Here is a 21,669-nt window from a genome sequence, read left to right as displayed (position 1 = left end):
CATGTCAGAAAGTAAAATTATAATTGCGGATGACCATCCTATGTTTCTAGAGGGATTGGAGGCGGCCATAATTAAGCAGCAACCCAATGTTTATATACAAGCAGCAAATAATTATTTAGCGTTATTTTCTGTTTTAGATAATGATGGAGATGATATTGACTTATTAATTATGGATCTACGCATGCCTGGAGCCACCAGTGAAACGGGATTATTCTATATCAGAAAACGCTATCCAGAATTGCCAATTATAGTACTTAGCGCGCATGATACGATTGATATTAGAATGAAGTGCTTAGAATCTGGAGCATCTGACTTTATCTCTAAATCCATTGATGTAAATGAATTAGTCACCGCAATCATGGAAATGCTCTCAGGATATTACCAATACCCCAACACCACTATGTACCAAAAAAATCACATCTCGGCAGAGTTAGATAGGTTAAGTTCACTTACACCTTCACAATTTAAAGTATTACATTTAATCTCAAATGGTCATGCCAATAAAAACATTGCTGATTTATTGAATATTTCAGAAAATACCGTTAAAAATCACATCACAGCTATTTTCGATAAACTGGGTGTGACCAACAGAACCCAAGCATGCAATATATTCAACCAACAATAAATTAGCAGGGCATTTTATACACGAAAAGACACTAAATTAACTATTTTAACTTAATGGTTTCAAGTAAAGTATTTACACTATCCAAACATTTACCCAATTAGCACAAATAAAGTAAATATTTGTAATCAGCTTCGACATACTTCAATCAAGTGGGTCAAATAAGGTAAACTGTACAGCTACTTGAATAGTAAGACTTAAATGATGAGAATTTCAGTCTTATGGCGTAATCATTAATCAATGAATGGAATTTTAGAGGCTCACTGAATGCAATTGACATATAGCATACTGTCTTGGAGTGCATGGTCGCCATCAAAACCCACGGCAGATGATTGGCTTATTCAACCCAATAATCACGATGTCGATATCAATAATTCAACCAGCCCAACATTATCTCAAGTACCTGCAATGCAGCGCCGTCGCTATAGTCGTCTTACCAAAATGATGTTAACGGTAGCGCTTGAAGCGGATGTGAGCCCGCAGACTCGCTCGATTTTTTCATCCCGACATGGCGAGTTAAATCGTACTATTGGTCTACTTGAAGATGTGATTGCTGATGAAGCACTATCACCCATTGGTTTCAGCCAATCCGTACATAATACTGCTAGCGGCATTTTTACTATTTTGACCCAGAATCACTGTGCTGTGACATCAATAGCAGCAGGTGAACAAACGCTACCGCAAGCAATGATAGAAGCATACGCACAACTAATAGACAAAGATGAACCAATCTTATTTGTTTATGGTGATGATCCTGTCCCGCCCATATTTAGTCCTTATGTTGATGAACCACAATTGCCACTCGCATTTGCATGGCAATTAGCAACAGCAACGCCATCGAGCCCAATCACGTTAAAGCTTACGGATAAAATACCCCAAACCGCTAAGCCACTCGATATTGAACAGCTGTTATATGCCATTGCCACTAAAAAATCGGTAAAAGGCATCATCAAAGAGTGGTATTGGGAGCTTAACGTTGCAGCTTAGTTATCAACCAGCCCCTTACTTAACTGGTTTAAGTTACTGGCCACGTTGGCTTGCGGGTGTGTTGTGTTACATTTTTTTTGGTTTAGGTGGCTTGTTAATTTCCATCACCATATTGCCTCTATTACGTTTATGGCCCGGTAGCACGCAGCAAAAAAACAAGCGTGTTCAATATGCAGTGCATCAAATGTTTAAAGGTTTTGTGGCTATGCTGGCATGGGCTGGCGTAATTAAGGTTAATGTACAACAAGCGGATTTACTCAAAAAATGCCAGAGCAGAGTGATAATAGCCAATCATCCAACGTTAGTTGATGTGGTCATTTTAATCAGCCTTATTCCCAATGCCAGTTGTATTGTTAAACAAGGGTTATGGCGTAACCCATTTTTACGTGGAGTGGTCTCACGTGCGGGATATATTCCAAATCTGGGGGCAGAAATGCTCATTAAAGATTGTGAGCATGTACTTACAACTGGGGCTAACTTAATTATTTTTCCTGAGGGAACACGTACCTTACATGGCCGTAAAATCAATCCTTTTGCCAGAGGCGCCGCTAATATTGCCCTACGAACTGGTTTTGATATGTTGCCCGTAGTATTACATACTGACACTATAGGTTTGAGCAAACAGCAACCTTGGTACGATATACCAAGACAAACCATTACAATGACAATCGATATTGGTAACTCTTTTAATTATAAAGACTATAAGCAAGAAAATAGTGAATCAAAAATGGCCAGAGTCCTGACAAGGGATATGGAAAACTTCTATAAACAACAACTAGAAAATAATTATGACTCTAAATACTCAAATTAAACAACTTATTATTGATAGCTTAGACCTTGAAGATGTCACAGTTGATGATATCGATACTGATGCCGCGCTATTTGGCGATGGCTTAGGTTTAGATTCAATCGATGCTTTAGAATTAGGCTTAGCCATTAAAAAGCAATTTGATGTCAAAATTGAAGCCAATTCAGAAACAACTAAAGCACACTTCTATAGTGTTGCTACGCTTGCAAGTTTTATTGAATCACAACGCGCTTAGAGGCAATTATGGAAAATCGTGAACAAATCCTTGCCATGCTTCGTCAAATTCTAGAACAAGAATTTGAAATTGAGCCAGAAGCGATTACGCCAGAAGCATCTTTATATGAAGAATTGGATCTGGACAGTATTGATGCAGTTGATTTAGTCATTAAATTACAGCAAATGACAGGTAAAAAGATTAAACCCGAAGAGTTTAAATCAGTACGTACCGTTAATGATGTAGTGAATGCGATTGAAGGTTTGATTAAAGACTAATGCGCGTCATGCTGCAAATCATTACTGGACTAATACTACTCGCTTATCCATTAGCAGTTTATTTTGGCTTAAATTATCTACCGGCTGGTACAACCGCATTACTGTTATGCGGTTTATTAGTCGTGCGTTTAGTCTTACAAAAGCAGGCACTACGGAGCATGCTTTTACCCATGATTGTCGGTATCGGCCTCACACTTGGCAGCTTTGTCGCCAAAAGACATGACTGGTTATTATTTTATCCAATCGTAATTAATGTGACTATGCTGTTTTTATTTGCGAGTTCCTTAGTCAATGGTCCCAGCATGATTGAAAAGTTCGCACGCTTAAAGCATGCTGAATTGCCTGCAGAAGCAATACCTTACCTGCGAAAAGTCACCTTAATTTGGTGTGCATTATTTATTATAAATGGCAGTATGGCAGCCTACACTGCAATCTTTACTAGTCTCGCCACTTGGACGCTTTATAACGGCTTAATTGCCTACCTATTAATGGGGTGCCTGTTTGCAGGTGAATGGCTCTATCGTAAATTGTGGATAAAGCAATGACTCAGCTACTTTTAAAATGGTTACAACAAGGGCCGAAGCCACAACAACTGATCAGTTTTAATCATCACGACATTATTACTGGTGATGTTTTTTGTGCTCAAGTCAGCCATTATCAACAACTATTAGCCGCGCATCCTGCGCAGCGTATCTTATTAGCAAGTGATAATAGTGCGACTTTTGCAGTCGGTTTATGCGCTGCCTTATTAGCAGGTAAAACCCTTGTGCTTCCTGCCAATACTCAAGCAGGTACAGTAGCGCAATTGCAACCGCATTTTGAATTAATCGTCACAGATGAAATCTTATCGAGCAATCCACACCTGCTACTAAATATGGAAATTAATTACCCTAAACAGCCATGGCCACAAACCAAGCAACTAGGGCGACTACAGTTATTTACCTCTGGTAGCAGCGGTCAAGCAAAAGCGATTAATAAAACCTTAAGCCAGCTTGATAATGAGGTCAGTACACTAGAGCGAACATTTGCCGATAAATTACCGCAGTGCAGCGTAATTGCAACGGTATCCCACCAGCATATTTATGGGTTATTGTTTAAGGTTTTGTGGCCTTTAGCGGCAGGTCGAGCTTTTTTAAGCGAGCAAATTGAATACCCTGAAAACCTCAGCTACTACATGGCGCTGATGCCTCATCTATGTTTAATCAGTAGCCCAGCACAATTATCTCGCTTACCCGCGGCGCTTGATTTTCAAGCCCAGCAACACTGCCCTAGTTTAATCTTTAGCTCTGGTGGCCCCTTAAGTTTTGAACAAGCGCAAGCCGTTGCTCAGTGCTATGGGCAATTACCGACCGAGGTATTCGGCAGTACTGAAACTGGCGGTATCGCTTATCGTAAACAATTTAATCCACAGCAGACTTGGCAACCCTTTAGTGATGTCAAAGTCGATGCTGATGATGATGGCGCCTTATTGTTGCAATCTCCTTACCTCAGCGATAGTCAGCAAATTCGGTGTGATGATAAAATTAAACTACAAGCTAATGGCCAGTTTTTATTAGCAGGACGCTTAGACCGAATCGTTAAAATTGAAGAAAAGCGCGTCTCACTACCACAAATGGAACTCAAGTTAAGCCAACACATTTGGGTCAATCAAGCGGCGGTAGTCTTGCTCAGTCAACCCAAACCACAACTAGCTGCGGTTGTTGAATTATCAGCAGAAGGTGATGATATTTTGGCAAAAAAAGGTAAGTTGTTTGTCAATAATGCCTTTAAACAATTTCTTTTAAATGAGTTTGAGCGGATCACCTTACCCAAACGCTGGCGCTATCCTGAACTGTTACCGATAAACAGTCAGGGCAAACGTATTACTCAAGAACTCATCGAGCTATTTAATCATGATTAAATCTTGTTTACCGACCATTTTAGCGACTAATACGTCAGAAAATAGCACCACTTGGACGCTATTTATTGATGCTAACTCGCCCTCATTTAATGGTCATTTTCAGCAGCAGCCAATTTTACCAGGTGTGACTCAGCTTGATTGGGCGGTACGCTTAGGTTGTCAAACCTATGGCTACCCCATTGAGGTAGCACAACTCGAAGTGCTCAAGTTTCAACAACTATTGTTACCTAACATGGAAGTACAATTGACCATTGAACATCAACCCCATAAAGGCAAAATGATATTTAGCTATCATCAAGATGAACAACGTTTTGCATCTGGTCGTATCGTTATCAAGGACGCTTGCTAATGCGCTTAGCTTTAGTCATCCCAAACTACAATCATCAAGATGCCATTGCGCAAACATTGGCACAATTAGCCCAACTTGAGCTGAGCTGTTATCTCATTGATGATGGCAGTAATGGCGAGACTCAACAGTTATTGAGCCAACTCGAACAACAATATTCGTGGGTAACACTCATTCGTCATCCCTACAACCGTGGTAAAGGCGCGGCGGTAATGACAGGACTGAGACAAGCTTATCAAGATGGTTATACCCATGCGCTACAAATTGATGCTGATGGCCAACATAATTTAGCCGATATTCCAGCCATGATAACGGCTGCACAAAACCATCCAGAAGCGGTTATTTCTGGCAAACCCATTTATGATGAATCTATCCCCAAGGGTCGGCTTTATGGCCGTTATATCACCCATTTTTGGGTGTGGGTTGAAACCTTAAGTTTTGAGATCCAAGATTCAATGTGTGGCTTTAGAGTCTATCCACTCGCCGCAACTGAAGCGCTACTTAGCCAAGAGTTATTAACTGAGCGTATGGATTTTGATATTGAAATTTTAGTCAAACTCTATTGGCAAGGCTGCGCAGTGATTCATGTACCAACTAAGGTTATTTATCCTGAAGGTGGCATCAGTCATTTCCAAGGATTAAAAGACAATCTTAGGATCAGTGCGCTACACACTCGCTTATTTTTCGGCATGTTGGCAAGAATCCCCAAATTATTGATTAGACGCAAACAAACTGCCGAGCATTGGTCCAATATCAAAGAGCGTGGCAGTTATTGGGGCATAAAATTATTGGCGAGTAGCTACCGTATTGGTGGTTATGGCTTATGCCGCGCGATTATGTATCCAGTGATCTGTTATTTCTTTTTCACTGGCCGCCAAGCCAGATTAGCATCACAAGATTTTTTACAGACAGTCAAACAGCTTGAACCTAACCATCCCGATTTAAGCACAACACTGAGTTGGCGCGATGGTTTACAGCACTTTTTAAGTTTTGGTCATGCCGCGTTAGACAGAATGGATGCATGGTGTAATCGGATTAAACTGGATCAAGTTGAGTACCCTGATCGCCACCTTCTACTGAACCTATTAGAGCAAAAGCAAGGCGCCGTCATTTTAGTATCGCACTTGGGCAATATTGAGCTATGCCGCGCTATATCAGTTAACCAATCGCCATTTAAAATAAATGTCATGGTATTAACCAAACATGCTGAAAACTTTAATAAGGTACTGACTCAACTGAATCCTAATAGCAGCCTGAACTTAATCCAAGTCACTGATCTTGGACCAAGTACCTCGATACTACTAAAACAAAAAATCGAGCAAGGCGAATTAGTGGTTATCGCTTGTGATCGCACATCAGCCAGCAGCCACGAACGAGTCATTTACGCCCCATTTATGGGACGCATAGCACCATTCCCACAAGGGCCATTTATTCTTGCAGGCTTATTAGATTGCCCTGTTTTTAGCATGTTCTGTTTAAAACAACAGGGACGCTATCATGTTCATCTGCAGCATTTTAGCCAAACATTAAAAGGCCCAAGGCAAGGTCGTATGCAGCGGCTTGAACAGGCTGTCATTGAATATAGCCAACGCTTAGAACATTTTGCTAAAGCGGCACCGTTGCAATGGTTTAATTTTTTCGATTTCTGGCAGCAAGACGCTAGTCATGACCGCCATAACAGTAAGAGTTCCAATAATGAATAACACAGATAGCAGCACCGACCTGATTACATTTGGCCAGCAAGCGTTAACGTTAGAACAGGTGGTTGCGATTGCTAACGGCGCTAAAGTTAAACTTTGCGACAGTGATGAATATAAAAACTATATTCAAAAAGGTGCACACTTTATTGATAGCCTGCTCCATGAAGAAGGTGTGGTTTATGGTGTCACCACAGGCTATGGCGACTCATGCACAGTCTCTGTCGGCATTGATTTAGTCGATCAATTACCGCTACATTTAACCCGTTTTCATGGCTGTGGTTTAGGGAATATTTTATCGATTGCCCAAGCTCGTGCTGTGATGGCATGTCGTTTAAGTTCGCTTGCCATTGGAAAATCGGGTGTCAGCTACGAACTATTACAGCGTATTGAAACGCTGTTAAATCTCAATATTGTGCCGGTTATCCCTGAAGAAGGTTCTGTCGGTGCCAGTGGTGATTTAACGCCACTCTCATATCTTGCTGGTGTATTAGTCGGTGAGCGCGATGTATTTTATCAAGGCCAACGTGTTGCCAGTAGCGATGTATTTAAACAGCTCAATATCACTCCATTAAAACTGCGCCCGAAAGAGGGTTTGGCATTAATGAATGGCACCGCGGTAATGACCGCCCTTGCCTGCTTAGCTTTTGAGCGTGCCCAATATCTTGCCAAATTAGCCAGCCGCATTACCTCAATGGCATCGCTCACATTACGCGGTAATTCAAACCATTTCGACAAACTACTGTTTGCAGTAAAACCGCATCCGGGTCAAAATCAAATTGCGACTTGGATCCGTGATGATCTCAATCATACTGTGCATCCTCGTAACTCAGATCGTCTACAAGATCGTTATTCGATCCGCTGTGCTCCACACATCATTGGAGTATTACAAGATGCACTACCTTTTATGCGTCAGTTCATTGAAACTGAGTTAAACAGTGCTAACGATAACCCGATTGTCGATGCTGAAGGTGAGCATATTCTGCATGGTGGTCACTTCTATGGGGGTCATATCGCGTTTGCAATGGATGCCATGAAAAATGCAGTAGCAAACATTGCCGATCTATTGGATCGTCAAATGGCACTCGTGATGGATCCTAAGTTCAACAATGGCCTACCCGCTAACTTATCTGGCGCAACAGGTGATCGTAAAGCGATTAATCACGGCTTTAAAGCGGTACAAATTGGCGTATCAGCATGGACAGCTGAAGCATTAAAACAAACCATGCCAGCCAGTGTATTTTCACGCTCAACCGAATGCCACAACCAAGATAAAGTCAGTATGGGCACTATTTCAGCTCGTGATTGCTTACGCGTATTACAGCTAACTGAACAAGTTGCGGCTGCAGCACTGTTAGCCATGACCCAAGGCATAACCCTACGCACGCAACAAGGACAGCTTGATGAAACCTCATTAACGCCATCGCTCCTGACTACGCTTGAACAAGTTCGCCACGATTTTGAGTTTTTAACGGAAGATAGACCATTAGAAATGGTACTACGCCAAACAATTGAAAAGATTCAGCAAGGTCAATGGGAAGTGTGTCAATGAAAGCAATTTTAACCGCTGAAATGACCATGGTTGTGCCATTTCATGATGTAGACTCAATGGGCATTACTTGGCATGGTAATTATTTGCGTTACTTTGAAATTGCCCGTTGTAAGCTACTCGACAAATTAGATTATAACTATCATCAAATGCAGTCATCTGGCTATGCTTGGCCGATAGTCGATCTACAACTTAAATATGTTAAGCCAAGCACTTTTGACCAAACCATTATCGTCATAGCCAATCTAGTTGAATGGGAAAATCGGCTCAAAATTAACTATGTCGTTAGAGATGCGCAAACTGGAGTCCGCTTAACCAAAGGCTATACCATTCAAGCGGCGGTAGATATGGCAACGCAAGAGCTGTGCTTCACCACCCCAGCCGTCTTTCAAGCTAAGATTTTACCGCTACTGGCAGAGGCATAGCATATGCTTATTCGACTATTCGCTAGCTTATTCTTGTTGTTAAGTATGCTGCAAACGAGTGTTGCAGCAACTCACCAACAAACACTATTTGAGCATCCTGCAACGGCGCAGCAACTTAGCCAACTCAAATCACAGCTGGCGATCAAGCTGCCAATTCGTGGCGACTTTACTCAATCTCGTTATTTAAAAGTATTGAGCAAACCACTGATTAGCCAAGGTAAATTTATCTTTGCCCAGCAACATGGCATGGTTTGGCAACAAGTTAGTCCATTTCGCAATAGCTTAGTGATGACAAAAACGGCTTTATATAGCAAGATAGTCAGCAGCAATGGCAAAAAACAGAAATAAACCAAGCGGGTGCTGGTGCGCAAATTGCGCAACTATTACCAAACGTCATCAAAGCATTATTGAGCGGTGATATTACTGCAATGCAGCAATCATTTAAGCTCTATATACAACCGAGCACAACGGGACAATGGCAACTCGGTTTAGTGCCCAAGGATCCACTATTAGCCAAGGCGTTTAAACAATTAATCCTGTCGGGTAAACAGCAACTGCAGCAATTAACTATTATCTCGCCACAGCAAGATAAAACCATTATCGACTTTAAACAGTTACACAGCTCAGCTTTAACACCAGCAGAAATCGCATTATTTAATCCAATGCAGGCATTGAATGCGCATTAGTTCATTTGACTCAGCACGTAACAGACTGATTATATTTATCAGTCTGTTACTTCTGCTGGTTGCTATTGGCATACAGCAATGGCAACAGGGTGGCAAAATTCAAACTGATATTTTGGCGATGCTACCGCATTTACAACAAGATAGTTTGACCCACAGCGCATTAGATCGAGTCGAGTCGCAATTGGCCGATCGTCTTTATTTCGGCTTAGTTTCCCCTAAGCAGCAAGATGCCATTGCCGCTGCTAAGTTATTGATACAGCAATTATCTGCAGCTAAGCAGGTCTTTACTCAAGTTGAAAGTGGCCATAACGACATTGCCACCAGCATCAATAAACTCTATTTCCCTTACCGTTTTAATTTATTGACTCAGCAGCAACAACAAACATTAGCTAAAAATGATTTAACGCCGCTAATAAATCACGCCCAAAGCCAGCTTTATAGCGCTTTTGGTTTTGCCTCAAGTCAATTATTAAGCCAGGATCCACTATTACTGTATCCCGCCAATATTCAGGCTTTAGCTCAATCTCAGCGGTTAAATATTACTGATGGCATTTTGATGGCTCATGAGGGCACGAACAGTGCTGCAATTGTGATGGCGAAAGGATTACAAAGTGCCTTTAATCCACAAGCACAACAAGCACAATCTGCGGTGATCAACCACGCATTACAGCTGATACAGCAGCAATATCCTGAGATTCATATTCTAAAAGCGGGCGCGTTATTTCATGCCCAAGCAGCAACGCAAACCGCTAAAACTGAGATCAGCAATATTGGCAGCATCTCATTAATTGGTGTGTTTTTACTGGTATGGCTGACATTCCGCTCGGCAATGCCAATCTTGATGGCACTATTGACCATTAGTACAGGGTTAGTGATTGCAGTTGTAATGACACTGGTTATTTTTGGCGAAATTCACCTCATCACCTTAGTGTTTGGTACCAGTCTTATCGGAATTGCCATCGATTACAGTTTCCATTTTTATTGTGAACGACTAGCACAGCCCAATTTTAGCGCCAGTCGAACTATTCGCTTAATTTTGCCTGCGATTAGTTTGGCATTATTGACTAGCGCTTTAGCCTATTTAGGGATGGGCTTAGCGCCATTTCCAGGGATGCAACAAGTCGCCGTCTTTTGTGGTAGCGGACTCATTGGCGCCTATTTAACCTTAATTCTCGCCTATCCATTGTTGGCCAATGGCAAATTACCGCAGCCCACATGGCAACTCTCATTAGCGCAGCGTTATCTGCAATGGATCATTCCGGCTAACCCACGAACTGTCGGCCGTTATCTTGTACCAGTTATGGCATTATTTATTGTGGTTGGTATTAGCCAATTGCACAGTAATGATGATATTCGCCAACTGCAACAAAGCCCAGCGTCAATAACTCAATCTGAAAACCAACTGAGACAACTATTAAGTGGCGGTACTGATAATCAATTTATTTTAGTTAGAGGCGCAACCGAACAGGCATTATTACAGCATTTAACTGCATTAACCCCAGTGTTAAATAGCGCTCAACAACAAGGTGAAATTGGTAATTTTGTCAGCTTAGCTCGCTATATTCCGAGCCAGCAGCAGCAACAACATAATTATCAACTACAGCAACATATCTATGGTAAGAATCTACACAGACTCTCGCTCAGTTAGGGTTACCTACGGATTTAGCCGCGCCACTGCAACAGCAATATCAAGCCGCGAAAGGCCACTATCTCACCCTGACAGAACTATTTAAAAGCCCGTTAGGGCAGCAACTTGCGCCACTGTATTTACCCGCTAATGCTATCCATTCGCAATATGGCGCGATTGTATTATTAGGCGGTATAAAACAATTACCTCAATTACAACAGCGTATTGATGCCATACCTAATGTCATGCTAGTTGATAAAGTCGGTGATATATCCAAAGTAATGGGTCACTTCAGACATATGACACTTATTATGCTTGCGCTTGCATTAATCTGCGCTTGGGCAATTTTCAGTTTACGTTTTGGGCGGCGATTGGCACTGATTGTGACGGCAATTCCACTACTGGCAGGATTACTGAGTTTGGCTTGGCTAGGTATCATTGGCGAACCGATTAATTTGTTTAATACCCTCGCCTCATTTTAGTTTTTGGTATTGGTGTTGATTACAGTCTCTTTTTTGCTGAAAGTAAGCAAAATGATGCTGTGATGCTCGCTGTATTTATGTCTGCTTGCTCAACCTTGCTAGCGTTTGGATTATTGGCTTTTAGTAAAACGGAAGCCATTCATGCCTTTGGTTTAACCTTGGCATTAGGCATTGCATTCGCATTTTTATTAGCCCCCATGGTGAGTTTATTTGCCCCCAAACCGATGCAGGAGCAATAATGCATTTTTTCCGTAATATATTAATAATTTGCATTGGCTTATTGATGCTAAGCGGTTGCCAACAATTGCTGCAACGGCAAACTTGTGTGCCATTTGGTCACCAAGTCAATTATTGTTTAGCGCCTTTAGTTGCAACGCAAACAGCCAGCCACACATTACAAGCCAACTTAACTCAAGCTGGCGCCAGCCATCAAATGCTGATCCAAGTTGAGAGCACACCACAATCACTCACAGTGGTCGGACTAGCCCCTATTGGCGGACCATTATTTACCTTGCGATATGATGGTCAGCAATTAATAAGCGAACAAAATGTATTGCTCGGGGATAAGTTTAAAGCTGAATATCTATTAGCACTGTTACAACTTATCTATTGGCCAGAATCTGATATTAGTCACCATTTGAGTGGCGCGAAGCTAATACAACAAACATGCGGGCAACAAATGTGTCGAACTGTTTTTGCTAATCAGCCGCAAATTTCGCACAATAGTCCATTAATCTCGATTAACTACGATCAGAGAATTAATTGGCAATCAGCTGTACAGCTCAAAATTGACCAAGCTAAGCTGACTTTACAGCTTACTCCGCTGAATTAACTTAAAGACAAACGCCATGACATCAATAGCAATTACACAGTTAGGCTTATGTAGTCCATTAGGAAATGACCACCAGCAAGTGTTAGCACGATTAACACAAGCGGATACCAGTGCAATGGTTTGGCGTGAAGATCTGATCCCAGAACAAGCAACCTTGGTCGGGCAAGTTCAACAAACATTGCCACCATTACCTGAGTCACTCAGTCTATTTGATTGTCGTAATAATCGTTTACTGTTAGCAGCGGCATTGCAAATCAGTGATGCCGTGAACCAAGCTAAACAACAATATGGTACAGATCGGATTGGTGTTGTATTAGGGACGAGTACCTCAGGTATTAGCCATGGTGAGTATGCGTTGCAGTACAAAAAGCAGCATGGTGAAATGCCGGCAAGCTATCATTACACTCAGCAAGAACTCGGCAATGGTAGCCAATTTATACAAGCCTATTTTGGGTTAAGTGGCCCCAACTACACCATTTCGACCGCTTGTTCATCTAGTGCCAAAGTATTTGCTTCAGCAAAGCGTTTATTACAAGCAGATCTATGCGACATGGTGATTGTCGGCGGTGCCGATAGCCTATGTAAATTAACCCTGAATGGCTTTAATTCATTAGAATCTGTTTCCGCGACACAATGTAAACCTTTTAGTCCTGAACGGGATGGCATAAATATTGGCGAAGCAGCCGCCCTATTTACCTTAGAGCGGGCATCTACACCAGCCAAGGTAATGCTAGCTGGTATTGGAGAATCAAGTGATGCTCACCATATTTCAGCGCCACATCCCGATGGCTTAGGCGCAATAAAAGCAATGCAACAAGCTTTAGTTGACGCCGATATTCAAGCTCAGGCAATTGATTATATTAATCTGCATGGCACTGCAACCATGCAAAATGATGCCATGGAAAGCCGCGCCATCAATACTGTTTTTGAGCAAATCCCAGCATGTAGCTCCACCAAACCATTAACAGGTCACACATTAGGGGCAGCTGGTGCATTAGAAGCCGCTTTTTGCTACCTATTGCTGACCCAATCAGAGCAGAACCTATTACCACCGCAAGCAGGAAATGAAATATACGACCCACGTAATCCTGTTATTCCACTTGTTCGCCAAGGCCAATCTCAACCACTTAATTACGTAATGAGTAACTCTTTTGCCTTTGGTGGCAGCAACGCTAGTCTTATTTTTTGTCGCGGAGCAAGCCAGTAAATGACCTTCGAAAGTCTACAACAACTTAATATTGAAGATCTTATTCCTCATCGAGCGCCCATGGTGTTAATTGATAAGTTAATTGCTTATCAAGCCGATCACGTCACAGCACAAGTGACGATTAAAGCGACTAGCCCTTATTTTGATGATGCCTTAAACGGCGTACCCAACTATGTTGGCATCGAATATATGGCGCAAACAATCGCGGCATTAGCCGGTATTGAAGCCAAACAGGCTAACCGTGATATTCGACTTGGTTTCTTGTTAGGCAGCCGTAAATTAGTATTAAATCAAAATCGATATCAACTCGATCATATTTATCAAATCCATGTGCAACGCCTCTATCAAGAAGAGAGTGGTCTAGCAGTATTTGAATGTAAAATTACCGAACAAGACGACTTAATTGCTAGCGCTAACGTTAACGTATTTCAACCACAAGATACCCAAGCTTATATCACTGATAATGTGTGATGGAGAATCTATATGTCTAAAAGAGTATTAATCACTGGCGCGAGCCGCGGCATAGGCAAAGCAATCGCTATCACACTAGCAAAAGCAGGTTACGACATCGCCCTGCATTTCCATCAAAATACGGCTGCGGCAGAAGCATGTGCCAATGAGATACGTAACCTTGAACGTCAGGTCAGTTTTTTACAATTTGATATTGCCGATCGCCAAGCGGCTAAAGCTGCAATCGAAACCGATATTGCCGAGCATGGTGCTTACTATGGCGTAATCCTAAATGCAGGGATCAACCGCGATACCGCCTTTCCCGCGATGACCGAAGAGGAATGGGATGGGGTTATTCACACCAACTTAGATGGTTTTTATAACGTTATCCACCCAACCGTAATGCCAATGGTACAAAGTCGCAAAGGTGGCCGAATTATTACGCTAGCCTCAGTATCAGGACTTGCTGGTAACCGTGGCCAAGTCAACTATTGTGCTTCAAAAGCAGGCATTATTGGCGCAACTAAAGCGCTGTCGCTAGAACTCGCAAAACGTAAAATTAGCGTAAATTGCATCGCCCCTGGATTAATTGAAACAGATATGGTCAGTGACTTCCCAACCGATATGGTTAATCAATTAGTACCAATGCGCCGTATGGGCAAACCTGAAGAAATTGCTGCATTAGCACGTTTTTTAATGTCAGATGATGCAGCCTATATTACCCGCCAAGTTATCTCTGTGAATGGAGGCATGTTATGAGCCGTAGAGTCGTAATTACCGGTATGGGTGGCATCAGTTCACTTGGTCATGACTGGCCAACAATTGCCAAACGACTACAAACATTAGAAAACTGCATTGTGCGTATGGACGAGTGGGATAAATATGACGATTTACATACGCGTCTTGCCGCCCCTGTCACTGATTTTGAATTACCAAAACATTACACCCGCAAAAAAGTTCGCTCAATGGGACGCGTCTCGCTCATGGCAACCCGTGCCAGCGAATTAGCATTAACACAAGCTGGGTTATTGGACGATCCAATCATTAGCTCAGGTGCTATGGGTATCGCTTATGGCTCATCCACTGGTAGCACAGATCCGATTTGCAGTTTTGCCGATATGTTGCGTTCAGGTGATATGACTGGCATTAATGCCACCAGCTATATTCGCATGATGGCACATACTACTGCGGTTAATGTTGGGGTGTTTTTTGGGCTAAAAGGCCGCGTACATACCACTAGCAGTGCATGTACCTCAGGCAGCCAAGGCATTGGCTATGCTTATGAAGCGATTAAATATGGCAAACAAGATTTGATGTTAGCAGGTGGCGCAGAAGAGCTATGTGCAACCGAAGCTGTTGTCTTTGATACTTTATTTGCCACCAGCACTAAAAATGATTCACCGAGCGAAAGCCCAAGACCCTTCGATAAAAATCGTGATGGCTTAGTAATTGGTGAAGGTGCCTGCACCTTAGTACTGGAAGAGCTTGAACATGCGCAAAAACGTGGTGCCACCATCATTGCAGAAGTAATAGGTTTTGGTACTAACTCTGACGGCTTACACGTCACCCAACCTAACGCAACCACGATGGAACAAGCGATTAGATTAGCGCTGCAAGACGCAGAGATTACGCCTGAAAAGATTGGCTATATTAGCGCTCATGGTACAGCGACAGACCGTGGTGATATTGCCGAAACAACGGCGACATTCAATGTATTTGGTAGTCAGACACCAATTTCATCATTAAAAAGCTACACAGGTCATACACTAGGCGCATGTGGTGCTTTAGAGGCTTGGTTATCAATTGAGATGATGCATGCTGGCTGGTTTATTCCAACCTTAAACTTAACGGAAATTGATCCAGACTGTGGCAAGCTTGATTATTTAACTGAAGTTCGTGCCATCGATACCGATTATATTATGAGTAACAACTTTGCCTTTGGTGGCATTAATACCTCACTCATCTTTAAAAAATGGAATGTTCAAGGTGAATAATATGAAAACGAGACTACTGCTTCTTGCTCTATCGTTATGTTTTGTAGGGTTAAATAATGCCTCTGCAGCAACACACTATAGCACCGAACAATATCAACAAATGTTCCAAACCAATAATATAGCTCAGCAGAAAAAAGCGATTCAATCACTGTACCTGTCTGGCATCAACAATCCTGCTATTTTTGATATTATCTCGTCCAAAATAACGTCTCGTCTGCAACAAACAGGTGATAAATATCAAATTGATGACACGGCTTGGTTAATCAAAGCATTAGGCTACTCGGGGAATGAAAAATATCGCCAGCAATTAACTGATATTACAGAAGGCGATGCCCCTAGAAAGATCAGACGTTATGCGGAAGCGGCACTAACGGACTTAAATCAATTTGCGATTTGGAACCCTATTCTGAATGATAAAGCACATTACGATGCGCAATTATCTCAAGCAGATAATATTCTAGCTAATGCGCTACGTAGCGATATCTTAGAGCTTAAACGCCAAGCCGCTAAACGAATTTATAATGATGGTGTTTATCAACCACAGCTATTAGCGTTACTCAATCAACAACTGCTTAAGCCAACACTGCTTGGCAATAATAAATTAGCGATTGATACTTATGCCTGGATGGCGAAGGCACTGGGCAGTGCTTCAAAGCCTGAATATAAAGCCACTTTGCAGCAAATTACGCAGGGCGATGCACCTAAAAAATTGCGTAAATATGTCTCAAAATATCTAAAGCAATATTATTAATAGCAAAGCTCAAGTTGCGGCCAATGCAATATCCATTGTTTGGTCGCAACTCGCTCTAAAAAAAGATTGATATCTCGTCTAACATTATGTGTAAGCTTACCCGCTAATAGCCCTTCAACGCCAAATGGTGCTAATAATTCAAGTTGATTATTTACATTTAAACGCACAGCCACTGCGGTTTCTTGTTCAGGCCAATAACGCATCGCATCTTCACAGTCGGAATAAGCTGGGTCACCATTTCGAATATGCATCAATGCCTGATTTTTAATTTGCCACTTGACGTTTGGGTGAGCACTTTGAAGAGCTAACATCGCTTGATGCTGCCGCATATCAGCCATATCTGATTGATCAAAAAAAATAACATCAACATCATTTAACGCACTCGTTTGATAACCATGTAAAGCATCCCAAACACAGTTACGTACAAATCCTGCAGCAATAAAGGCCTGCGGTAAATCAAGCTGAGCAACAGCAGTTAATAGCTGCATACGCCATAAATCATGGCTAATGAGTTGGCAAACGCTATTCATTAAAACAAAGACCCATAAAAAAACGCCAAATCAAATTTGGCGTTCATCATCAAAATATCACTTCACTTGCAGATGGAATGTCACCGGACCATCATTGATTAAGGCCACTTGCATATCTGCAGCAAACTGACCGCACTCGACTTCGAGACCTTGGCTACGACAATACTCTATAAATGCTAAATAGAGCTCATTAGCTAAGCTTGGCGTCGCAGCACCAGAAAAGCTAGGCCGCAAGCCTCGCTCAGTATCAGCAGCCAAAGTAAATTGTGATACCACTAATAATTTACCACCGTTCTGCTGCACATTAAGATTCATCTTACCGTTTTCATCACTAAAAATGCGGTACTTCATAATCTTGTCGGCTAATTTTTTTAGCTTCTCTAAATCATCACCTTGCTCAACACCAAGTAACACCAGTAAGCCTTGTTCAATCGCACCACAGACTTGATTATCTACAGTTACACTGGCTTGCTTTACTCTCTGGATTAATCCAATCACACCCAAACTCCGAATTTATACTGATTTATCATTAGTGCTGTTGCTAGGCTCAACTTGTTCCTCTGAAAAAGGCAGATGTTGATGCTTTTCAGTATCTAAACTTGCAAGATACTCAGGCATTGCCGCAGTAATTTCAGCCCCTAATAATACAATCGTCCAAGACAAATACACCCAAACAAATAAAATAGGAATAGCGGCTAATGCGCCATAAATAGCCTCATAGCTAGGGAACATTGTTATATAAAGTGAAAATACTTTTTTAGTGAACTCAAACAATAATGCCGCAACAACAGCACCAAGCAAGGCATGAAGAAAGCGAACCCGCTTAATAGGCACTACCGTATAAAGCAACAAGAATGCGGCCACCGAAAATAAGAACGGTAATCGTGCCACAATAAATGGCATCACCCCCGAGATATGAGAATCATTAAATAGTTTAAGCGACATGACATAAGAACTGGCAGCAATACTCGCCCCCATCAATACTGGACCTAAAGTTAACACCATCCAATACATAGAGAATGAGATCACCAGTGGTCGAGATTCTGTAGTACGCCAAATGCTGTTAAGTGATTTATCAATGGCTGAAATCAACATAATAGCCACTAACATTAATGCACCTATACCGATTGCCGTTCCTTTTGAAGCATTACCCACAAACTGATTAATATATATTTGTACTGAATCACCCGCTGCTGGCAAAAAGTTTTGATAAATAAACTTTTCAATTTGTTCACGGATCCCCTGAAATACAGGGAATGCCGATAACATCGACACCATAACGGCAATAATTGGCACTAAAGATAACAACGTAACATAAGTTAAATGACCAGCACGAATATTGATCTGGTCTTCGTTTAAACGTCTCTTTAAATGCAGTAAAAAGTGCCAGCTAGACAAGCCTAAGCGTTTTAAATCAGTAGAAATCAGCTGTTTATTCACTAGAATCTCTTGTTGTTGTTGGTAAAAATTAGGTATGTTCGTACAATAAAGCCAACTCGTATACAGATACAAGTGTTAAGGAGTAAAACAATGTCACAACAAGGCTCCGCAGGCAACGTTATTGCCGCTATTGCTAGTTTATTTTTCCCAGGTCTTGGCCAATTAATTCAAGGACGTATTTTCCCCGCACTTGGATTTTTTGTCGTTACCGTAACAGGCTACTTTTTTTGGTGGCTAATTGTGCCAGCAATCATTGCCGCAATATTCCATCTATGGAGTATTATAGACGCCGCAAAATTTAAAGCTGATTAGCAAACAGCCATAGGAAGAAGTTACAATGAAAAAAATTATTACTCCCATCATTCTTGGACTAACACTCAGCCTAGCTGGCTGCCAGAGTGCTTATTATGGCGCCATGGAAAAAGTTGGCATCCATAAACGCGATATTATGGTTGATCGTGTCGAAGCCGCTCGGGAATCACAAGAAGATGCCCAAAAGCAATTCAGCAGTGCGCTTGAAGAGATGCAATCGTTGCTCAATTATAACGGTGGCGATCTCGAAGATGCCTATAATAAAGCAACGGATGAATATGAGTCTGCTAAAAGTTCAGCAGAGGATCTAACCGACCGAATTAATAAAGTCGAAGATGTAGCCGAAGCGCTATTTGACGAATGGCAAGGTGAAATTAGCCAAATCAGTAAAGCAAGCTTACGTCGCAGCAGTGAAACCCAATTACGTGAAACTCGCCGTAACTACCAGCAATTAATCCGTAGTATGCGTCGCTCTGAAAGTAAAATGGAACCCGTGCTAACAGCGATGAAAGATAATATGCTGTACTTGAAACACAACCTAAATGCACAAGCCATTGGGGCGATTAAAGGTGAATTTACCAGCTTGAAGTCTGATATTACCGTACTGATTGCTGAAATGAATCGTTCAATTGCTGAATCAAATAAGTTTATTGCTGCAATGGACAATAAAAATAAATAGCCATATAGAGCAGACCTCATATTGTGGGTCTGCTCTATTTCATTTAGCAAAATATGATCTAGCTCCTGTAATATCATAACCCAAAGTTAAATAGTCGATCTCTGCCACACAACAGCCAATCCAATAGAACTAAATTAGCTCAGACTTCTCTTATCCCAAAACACACAAGATTAACACTAGCAATGACATTTATAGAATCACTGACGATACTTATCGGACTAAGCTATATCATTAGCTTACTATTTTGGAGTGGCAAACGTTGGGGCGCAGGTATTGCTGCCGCAACCTTAATTGCAGCTATTATTATTGCCAACTCAATGGTTATGTTCACCGCTGCGGCTATCGCAATACCAATATTAGCCCTGCTTAACTACCGTTATAAACAGCGGCCGTTTAATGCCAAAATCAATACCTGCCGCAGCGTATGTCAGCATCTATTATGTTTGTCACTATTTATCGTTGCCATTCAGTACTGCATCAATACCATCATGATGAAAATGGCACTCACTCCAATAGTGACAAGGCCTGATGTAGTTGATGCATTCCTGCCTATTGCAGGCGGTATTTCATTACGCGCTATCGTCGAACAGGGCTATTTTGATCCGCATCATCCTGCTGCTGCAGTTATGTTAGGGGTCGTCTTATTGACCGGCCTATTATGTAAACGGGCATTTTGTGGCTGGGCTTGTCCACTCGGTCTACTTGGAGAATATCTCTACAAGCTAAGAACGCGCTTTATTAGTAAAGAATACCGGCCACCAAACTGGTTAGATTGGCCATTACGAGCAATAAAATATCTACTGTTATTTGCCTTACTCTATATTGTGATGGGCATGCCAACTCAAGGCTTAGTTGGTTACCTGCAAAGTCCATATAACAAAATTGCCGATATAAAAATGGCTATGCTATTTGTCGCACCAGGGCTGATTACATTAGCAGGCTTTGCCATCATATTGATGCTAGCCGCTTGGCGTAAACAAGGCTTCTGCCGCTATATTTGCCCTTATGGCGCACTACTTGGTCTATTAAGCTTTTTAAGTCCTTTGAAAATTAGACGTGATTGCAGCCATTGTTTAATTGAATCAAAAGGCATGAAATGTGATAAGTGTACCAGAGCCTGTCCTGCAGGCATTATCGTACACACAAAAACCACGGTCCGTAGCGATGAGTGCCAAGCCTGTTTACGCTGCGTAGCAGCTTGCCCATCAAAAGCAGCACTAGGATTGCGCTTAAAGAATGGCTATCAGCTTAATCCACAAGGCCTGATCGCCTTATTGCTTATACTACTACTCGCCTTACCACTGATAAGCTATCTATTTGGCTTCTGGGATAGCCAAACTCCATGGCAAATGCGCGAATACTTACTCCACAATATACACCGTATTGGCATGTAACCATCACATATCAATAGAGCCCTACTCGATAGGGCTTTTATTCCCTTAAACTTTTCCTCAGCTAGAACTAATACCATAGAACCAGTATTACAGATTAAGCATGTGATTAATCAAATACGCCATTAATAGATATATAGCTCAAGTACTGCGAGATATTAATACATAAGCAATATGTAATGGAGTCTAATACCAAGTAAGTTATTGCGAAGCTGAGGAGCAAGCCACAGGGACGGCGGAAGTGTCGATTATGAATGGAACAATCATCGACCTATCACATGGGGGCGAAGTTTCATCGCTCTACATGCGCAGCATGTAGATGAGACGTAGCGCGAAGCAACTTGTTGCGAAGCGGGGGCAAGCCACAGGGATGTGGTGAATGTCGCTATTGTCTGGAACATTTAGCGACCTACATCGAGGTAGGTATGCAATACCTACATTAAGTCGATAAGCCACCTATTA

28 protein-coding genes are annotated in these 21,669 nt (G+C 41.8%); 25 read left to right on the top strand and 3 right to left on the bottom strand.

Annotated elements, in window-relative coordinates; all coding sequences use genetic code 11:
- Nucleotide 1: 1 nt before the first annotated feature.
- From JCM15074_RS21680 to JCM15074_RS09240, 22 genes are all read left to right on the top strand, one after another.
- Nucleotides 2-625 carry a response regulator transcription factor gene (locus JCM15074_RS21680; RefSeq protein WP_037469485.1) on the top strand — a complete coding sequence of 208 codons (624 nt, stop codon included), beginning with the start codon at nucleotides 2-4 and terminating at the stop codon, nucleotides 623-625.
- Between the two features lie 264 nt (nucleotides 626-889).
- A complete protein-coding gene (locus tag JCM15074_RS09325) occupies nucleotides 890-1,609 on the top strand; it encodes a beta-ketoacyl synthase chain length factor (RefSeq protein ID WP_025820954.1) in 720 nt (239 codons plus the stop codon).
- A complete protein-coding gene (locus tag JCM15074_RS09320; protein WP_025820953.1) occupies nucleotides 1,599-2,420 on the top strand; it encodes a lysophospholipid acyltransferase family protein in 822 nt (273 codons plus the stop codon). Before JCM15074_RS09325 ends, JCM15074_RS09320 begins: the two co-directional genes overlap by 11 nt.
- Nucleotides 2,398-2,652: a phosphopantetheine-binding protein gene (locus JCM15074_RS09315; RefSeq protein WP_025820952.1), complete on the top strand. Its 255-nt coding sequence runs from the start codon at nucleotides 2,398-2,400 to the stop codon at nucleotides 2,650-2,652. The genes JCM15074_RS09320 and JCM15074_RS09315 overlap by 23 nt, the downstream gene beginning before the upstream one ends.
- 8 nt (nucleotides 2,653-2,660) lie before the next feature.
- The gene (locus JCM15074_RS09310; protein ID WP_025820951.1) at nucleotides 2,661-2,909 is read left to right on the top strand and encodes an acyl carrier protein; all 249 of its coding nucleotides are present in this window, start codon (nucleotides 2,661-2,663) and stop codon (nucleotides 2,907-2,909) included.
- Nucleotides 2,909-3,454 carry a COG4648 family protein gene (locus JCM15074_RS09305; RefSeq protein WP_025820950.1) on the top strand — a complete coding sequence of 182 codons (546 nt, stop codon included), beginning with the start codon at nucleotides 2,909-2,911 and terminating at the stop codon, nucleotides 3,452-3,454. Before JCM15074_RS09310 ends, JCM15074_RS09305 begins: the two co-directional genes overlap by 1 nt.
- Nucleotides 3,451-4,809 carry an AMP-binding protein gene (locus JCM15074_RS09300; protein ID WP_025820949.1) on the top strand — a complete coding sequence of 453 codons (1,359 nt, stop codon included), beginning with the start codon at nucleotides 3,451-3,453 and terminating at the stop codon, nucleotides 4,807-4,809. Before JCM15074_RS09305 ends, JCM15074_RS09300 begins: the two co-directional genes overlap by 4 nt.
- Nucleotides 4,802-5,158 carry an ApeI family dehydratase gene (locus tag JCM15074_RS09295; protein WP_025820948.1) on the top strand — a complete coding sequence of 119 codons (357 nt, stop codon included), beginning with the start codon at nucleotides 4,802-4,804 and terminating at the stop codon, nucleotides 5,156-5,158. The genes JCM15074_RS09300 and JCM15074_RS09295 overlap by 8 nt, the downstream gene beginning before the upstream one ends.
- Complete coding sequence (locus JCM15074_RS09290) at nucleotides 5,158-6,858, top strand: glycosyltransferase family 2 protein (protein WP_025820947.1); 1,701 nt, start codon at nucleotides 5,158-5,160, stop codon at nucleotides 6,856-6,858. The genes JCM15074_RS09295 and JCM15074_RS09290 overlap by 1 nt, the downstream gene beginning before the upstream one ends.
- Nucleotides 6,851-8,404, top strand: a complete 1,554-nt coding sequence (locus JCM15074_RS09285) for an HAL/PAL/TAL family ammonia-lyase (protein WP_025820946.1) — start codon at nucleotides 6,851-6,853, stop codon at nucleotides 8,402-8,404. Before JCM15074_RS09290 ends, JCM15074_RS09285 begins: the two co-directional genes overlap by 8 nt.
- Nucleotides 8,401-8,826 carry an acyl-CoA thioesterase gene (locus tag JCM15074_RS09280; protein ID WP_025820945.1) on the top strand — a complete coding sequence of 142 codons (426 nt, stop codon included), beginning with the start codon at nucleotides 8,401-8,403 and terminating at the stop codon, nucleotides 8,824-8,826. The genes JCM15074_RS09285 and JCM15074_RS09280 overlap by 4 nt, the downstream gene beginning before the upstream one ends.
- A gap of 3 nt (nucleotides 8,827-8,829) precedes the next feature.
- Nucleotides 8,830-9,174, top strand: a complete 345-nt coding sequence (locus tag JCM15074_RS23555) for a LolA-like protein (protein WP_051536867.1) — start codon at nucleotides 8,830-8,832, stop codon at nucleotides 9,172-9,174.
- Nucleotides 9,175-9,233: 59 nt separating this feature from the next.
- Nucleotides 9,234-9,512, top strand: a complete 279-nt coding sequence (locus JCM15074_RS23550) for a hypothetical protein (RefSeq protein ID WP_051536866.1) — start codon at nucleotides 9,234-9,236, stop codon at nucleotides 9,510-9,512.
- A complete protein-coding gene (locus JCM15074_RS21670; RefSeq protein ID WP_373278897.1) occupies nucleotides 9,502-11,160 on the top strand; it encodes an MMPL family transporter in 1,659 nt (552 codons plus the stop codon). The genes JCM15074_RS23550 and JCM15074_RS21670 overlap by 11 nt, the downstream gene beginning before the upstream one ends.
- Nucleotides 11,161-11,438: 278 nt before the next feature.
- A complete protein-coding gene (locus JCM15074_RS25615; RefSeq protein ID WP_373278896.1) occupies nucleotides 11,439-11,621 on the top strand; it encodes a hypothetical protein in 183 nt (60 codons plus the stop codon).
- 62 nt (nucleotides 11,622-11,683) lie between these two features.
- Complete coding sequence (locus JCM15074_RS25610) at nucleotides 11,684-11,860, top strand: hypothetical protein (protein ID WP_373278895.1); 177 nt, start codon at nucleotides 11,684-11,686, stop codon at nucleotides 11,858-11,860.
- Nucleotides 11,860-12,453, top strand: a complete 594-nt coding sequence (locus JCM15074_RS09265; protein WP_025820944.1) for a DUF3261 domain-containing protein — start codon at nucleotides 11,860-11,862, stop codon at nucleotides 12,451-12,453. Before JCM15074_RS25610 ends, JCM15074_RS09265 begins: the two co-directional genes overlap by 1 nt.
- Before the next feature lie 16 nt (nucleotides 12,454-12,469).
- On the top strand, nucleotides 12,470-13,660 hold the full coding sequence (locus tag JCM15074_RS09260; protein ID WP_025820943.1) for a beta-ketoacyl-[acyl-carrier-protein] synthase family protein: 1,191 nt from the start codon (nucleotides 12,470-12,472) through the stop codon (nucleotides 13,658-13,660).
- Complete coding sequence (locus JCM15074_RS09255; RefSeq protein WP_025820942.1) at nucleotides 13,661-14,131, top strand: hotdog family protein; 471 nt, start codon at nucleotides 13,661-13,663, stop codon at nucleotides 14,129-14,131.
- A 12-nt stretch (nucleotides 14,132-14,143) separates the two neighbouring features.
- Nucleotides 14,144-14,869, top strand: coding sequence for a 3-ketoacyl-ACP reductase FabG2 (locus tag JCM15074_RS09250; RefSeq protein ID WP_025820941.1), 726 nt, complete (start codon nucleotides 14,144-14,146; stop codon nucleotides 14,867-14,869).
- Nucleotides 14,866-16,104, top strand: a complete 1,239-nt coding sequence (locus JCM15074_RS09245; RefSeq protein ID WP_025820940.1) for a beta-ketoacyl-ACP synthase — start codon at nucleotides 14,866-14,868, stop codon at nucleotides 16,102-16,104. The genes JCM15074_RS09250 and JCM15074_RS09245 overlap by 4 nt, the downstream gene beginning before the upstream one ends.
- Nucleotide 16,105: 1 nt before the next feature.
- On the top strand, nucleotides 16,106-16,855 hold the full coding sequence (locus JCM15074_RS09240; protein ID WP_025820939.1) for a hypothetical protein: 750 nt from the start codon (nucleotides 16,106-16,108) through the stop codon (nucleotides 16,853-16,855).
- Here the strand turns inward: JCM15074_RS09240 and JCM15074_RS09235 are convergent.
- Genes JCM15074_RS09235 through JCM15074_RS09225 form a run of 3 tightly spaced genes read right to left on the bottom strand, consistent with a single transcriptional unit; the run spans nucleotide 16,852 to nucleotide 18,825 of the window.
- Nucleotides 16,852-17,385, bottom strand: coding sequence for a nucleotidyltransferase family protein (locus tag JCM15074_RS09235; RefSeq protein ID WP_025820938.1), 534 nt, complete (start codon nucleotides 17,383-17,385; stop codon nucleotides 16,852-16,854). The genes JCM15074_RS09240 and JCM15074_RS09235 overlap by 4 nt on opposite strands.
- A gap of 57 nt (nucleotides 17,386-17,442) precedes the next feature.
- A complete protein-coding gene (gene dtd / locus JCM15074_RS09230) occupies nucleotides 17,443-17,883 on the bottom strand; it encodes a D-aminoacyl-tRNA deacylase (RefSeq protein ID WP_025820937.1) in 441 nt (146 codons plus the stop codon).
- Between the two features lie 15 nt (nucleotides 17,884-17,898).
- Nucleotides 17,899-18,825: a virulence factor BrkB family protein gene (locus JCM15074_RS09225; protein WP_025820936.1), complete on the bottom strand. Its 927-nt coding sequence runs from the start codon at nucleotides 18,823-18,825 to the stop codon at nucleotides 17,899-17,901.
- A gap of 90 nt (nucleotides 18,826-18,915) precedes the next feature.
- Here JCM15074_RS09225 and JCM15074_RS09220 point away from each other — a divergent pair, with 90 nt between their 5' ends.
- The 3 genes from JCM15074_RS09220 (at nucleotide 18,916) to JCM15074_RS09210 (ending at nucleotide 21,210) form a co-directional block, all read left to right on the top strand.
- The gene (locus JCM15074_RS09220) at nucleotides 18,916-19,137 is read left to right on the top strand and encodes a hypothetical protein (protein ID WP_025820935.1); all 222 of its coding nucleotides are present in this window, start codon (nucleotides 18,916-18,918) and stop codon (nucleotides 19,135-19,137) included.
- Nucleotides 19,138-19,162: 25 nt separating this feature from the next.
- Entirely contained in the window at nucleotides 19,163-19,816 is a 654-nt protein-coding gene (locus tag JCM15074_RS09215; RefSeq protein WP_025820934.1) for a DUF2959 domain-containing protein, read from the top strand.
- Between the two features lie 182 nt (nucleotides 19,817-19,998).
- Nucleotides 19,999-21,210, top strand: coding sequence for a 4Fe-4S binding protein (locus JCM15074_RS09210; RefSeq protein WP_025820933.1), 1,212 nt, complete (start codon nucleotides 19,999-20,001; stop codon nucleotides 21,208-21,210).
- Nucleotides 21,211-21,669: the final 459 nt, after the last annotated feature.

This window comes from Shewanella marina JCM 15074 (genome assembly GCF_000614975.1).
Classification (GTDB): Bacteria; Pseudomonadota; Gammaproteobacteria; order Enterobacterales; family Shewanellaceae; genus Shewanella; species Shewanella marina.
The sequence above is the reverse complement of the archived record's forward strand: the minus strand, read 5'-3'. Positions and strand labels throughout refer to the sequence as shown.

What these genes read in the sequence shown, in the direction of transcription:
- JCM15074_RS21680 (WP_037469485.1), top strand. Translation starts at nt 2, where the DNA reads ATGTCAGAAAGTAAAATTATAATTGCGGATGACCATCCTATGTTTCTA.
- JCM15074_RS09325 (WP_025820954.1), top strand. Translation starts at nt 890, where the DNA reads ATGCAATTGACATATAGCATACTGTCTTGGAGTGCATGGTCGCCATCA.
- JCM15074_RS09315 (WP_025820952.1), top strand. Translation starts at nt 2,398, where the DNA reads ATGACTCTAAATACTCAAATTAAACAACTTATTATTGATAGCTTAGAC.
- JCM15074_RS09310 (WP_025820951.1), top strand. Translation starts at nt 2,661, where the DNA reads ATGGAAAATCGTGAACAAATCCTTGCCATGCTTCGTCAAATTCTAGAA.
- JCM15074_RS09305 (WP_025820950.1), top strand. Translation starts at nt 2,909, where the DNA reads ATGCGCGTCATGCTGCAAATCATTACTGGACTAATACTACTCGCTTAT.
- JCM15074_RS09300 (WP_025820949.1), top strand. Translation starts at nt 3,451, where the DNA reads ATGACTCAGCTACTTTTAAAATGGTTACAACAAGGGCCGAAGCCACAA.
- JCM15074_RS09295 (WP_025820948.1), top strand. Translation starts at nt 4,802, where the DNA reads ATGATTAAATCTTGTTTACCGACCATTTTAGCGACTAATACGTCAGAA.
- JCM15074_RS09290 (WP_025820947.1), top strand. Translation starts at nt 5,158, where the DNA reads ATGCGCTTAGCTTTAGTCATCCCAAACTACAATCATCAAGATGCCATT.
- JCM15074_RS09285 (WP_025820946.1), top strand. Translation starts at nt 6,851, where the DNA reads ATGAATAACACAGATAGCAGCACCGACCTGATTACATTTGGCCAGCAA.
- JCM15074_RS09280 (WP_025820945.1), top strand. Translation starts at nt 8,401, where the DNA reads ATGAAAGCAATTTTAACCGCTGAAATGACCATGGTTGTGCCATTTCAT.
- JCM15074_RS23555 (WP_051536867.1), top strand. Translation starts at nt 8,830, where the DNA reads ATGCTTATTCGACTATTCGCTAGCTTATTCTTGTTGTTAAGTATGCTG.
- JCM15074_RS21670 (WP_373278897.1), top strand. Translation starts at nt 9,502, where the DNA reads ATGCGCATTAGTTCATTTGACTCAGCACGTAACAGACTGATTATATTT.
- JCM15074_RS25615 (WP_373278896.1), top strand. Translation starts at nt 11,439, where the DNA reads ATGACACTTATTATGCTTGCGCTTGCATTAATCTGCGCTTGGGCAATT.
- JCM15074_RS25610 (WP_373278895.1), top strand. Translation starts at nt 11,684, where the DNA reads ATGCTCGCTGTATTTATGTCTGCTTGCTCAACCTTGCTAGCGTTTGGA.
- JCM15074_RS09265 (WP_025820944.1), top strand. Translation starts at nt 11,860, where the DNA reads ATGCATTTTTTCCGTAATATATTAATAATTTGCATTGGCTTATTGATG.
- JCM15074_RS09260 (WP_025820943.1), top strand. Translation starts at nt 12,470, where the DNA reads ATGACATCAATAGCAATTACACAGTTAGGCTTATGTAGTCCATTAGGA.
- JCM15074_RS09255 (WP_025820942.1), top strand. Translation starts at nt 13,661, where the DNA reads ATGACCTTCGAAAGTCTACAACAACTTAATATTGAAGATCTTATTCCT.
- JCM15074_RS09250 (WP_025820941.1), top strand. Translation starts at nt 14,144, where the DNA reads ATGTCTAAAAGAGTATTAATCACTGGCGCGAGCCGCGGCATAGGCAAA.
- JCM15074_RS09245 (WP_025820940.1), top strand. Translation starts at nt 14,866, where the DNA reads ATGAGCCGTAGAGTCGTAATTACCGGTATGGGTGGCATCAGTTCACTT.
- JCM15074_RS09240 (WP_025820939.1), top strand. Translation starts at nt 16,106, where the DNA reads ATGAAAACGAGACTACTGCTTCTTGCTCTATCGTTATGTTTTGTAGGG.
- JCM15074_RS09235 (WP_025820938.1), bottom strand. Translation starts at nt 17,385, where the DNA reads ATGAATAGCGTTTGCCAACTCATTAGCCATGATTTATGGCGTATGCAG.
- JCM15074_RS09220 (WP_025820935.1), top strand. Translation starts at nt 18,916, where the DNA reads ATGTCACAACAAGGCTCCGCAGGCAACGTTATTGCCGCTATTGCTAGT.
- JCM15074_RS09215 (WP_025820934.1), top strand. Translation starts at nt 19,163, where the DNA reads ATGAAAAAAATTATTACTCCCATCATTCTTGGACTAACACTCAGCCTA.
- JCM15074_RS09210 (WP_025820933.1), top strand. Translation starts at nt 19,999, where the DNA reads ATGACATTTATAGAATCACTGACGATACTTATCGGACTAAGCTATATC.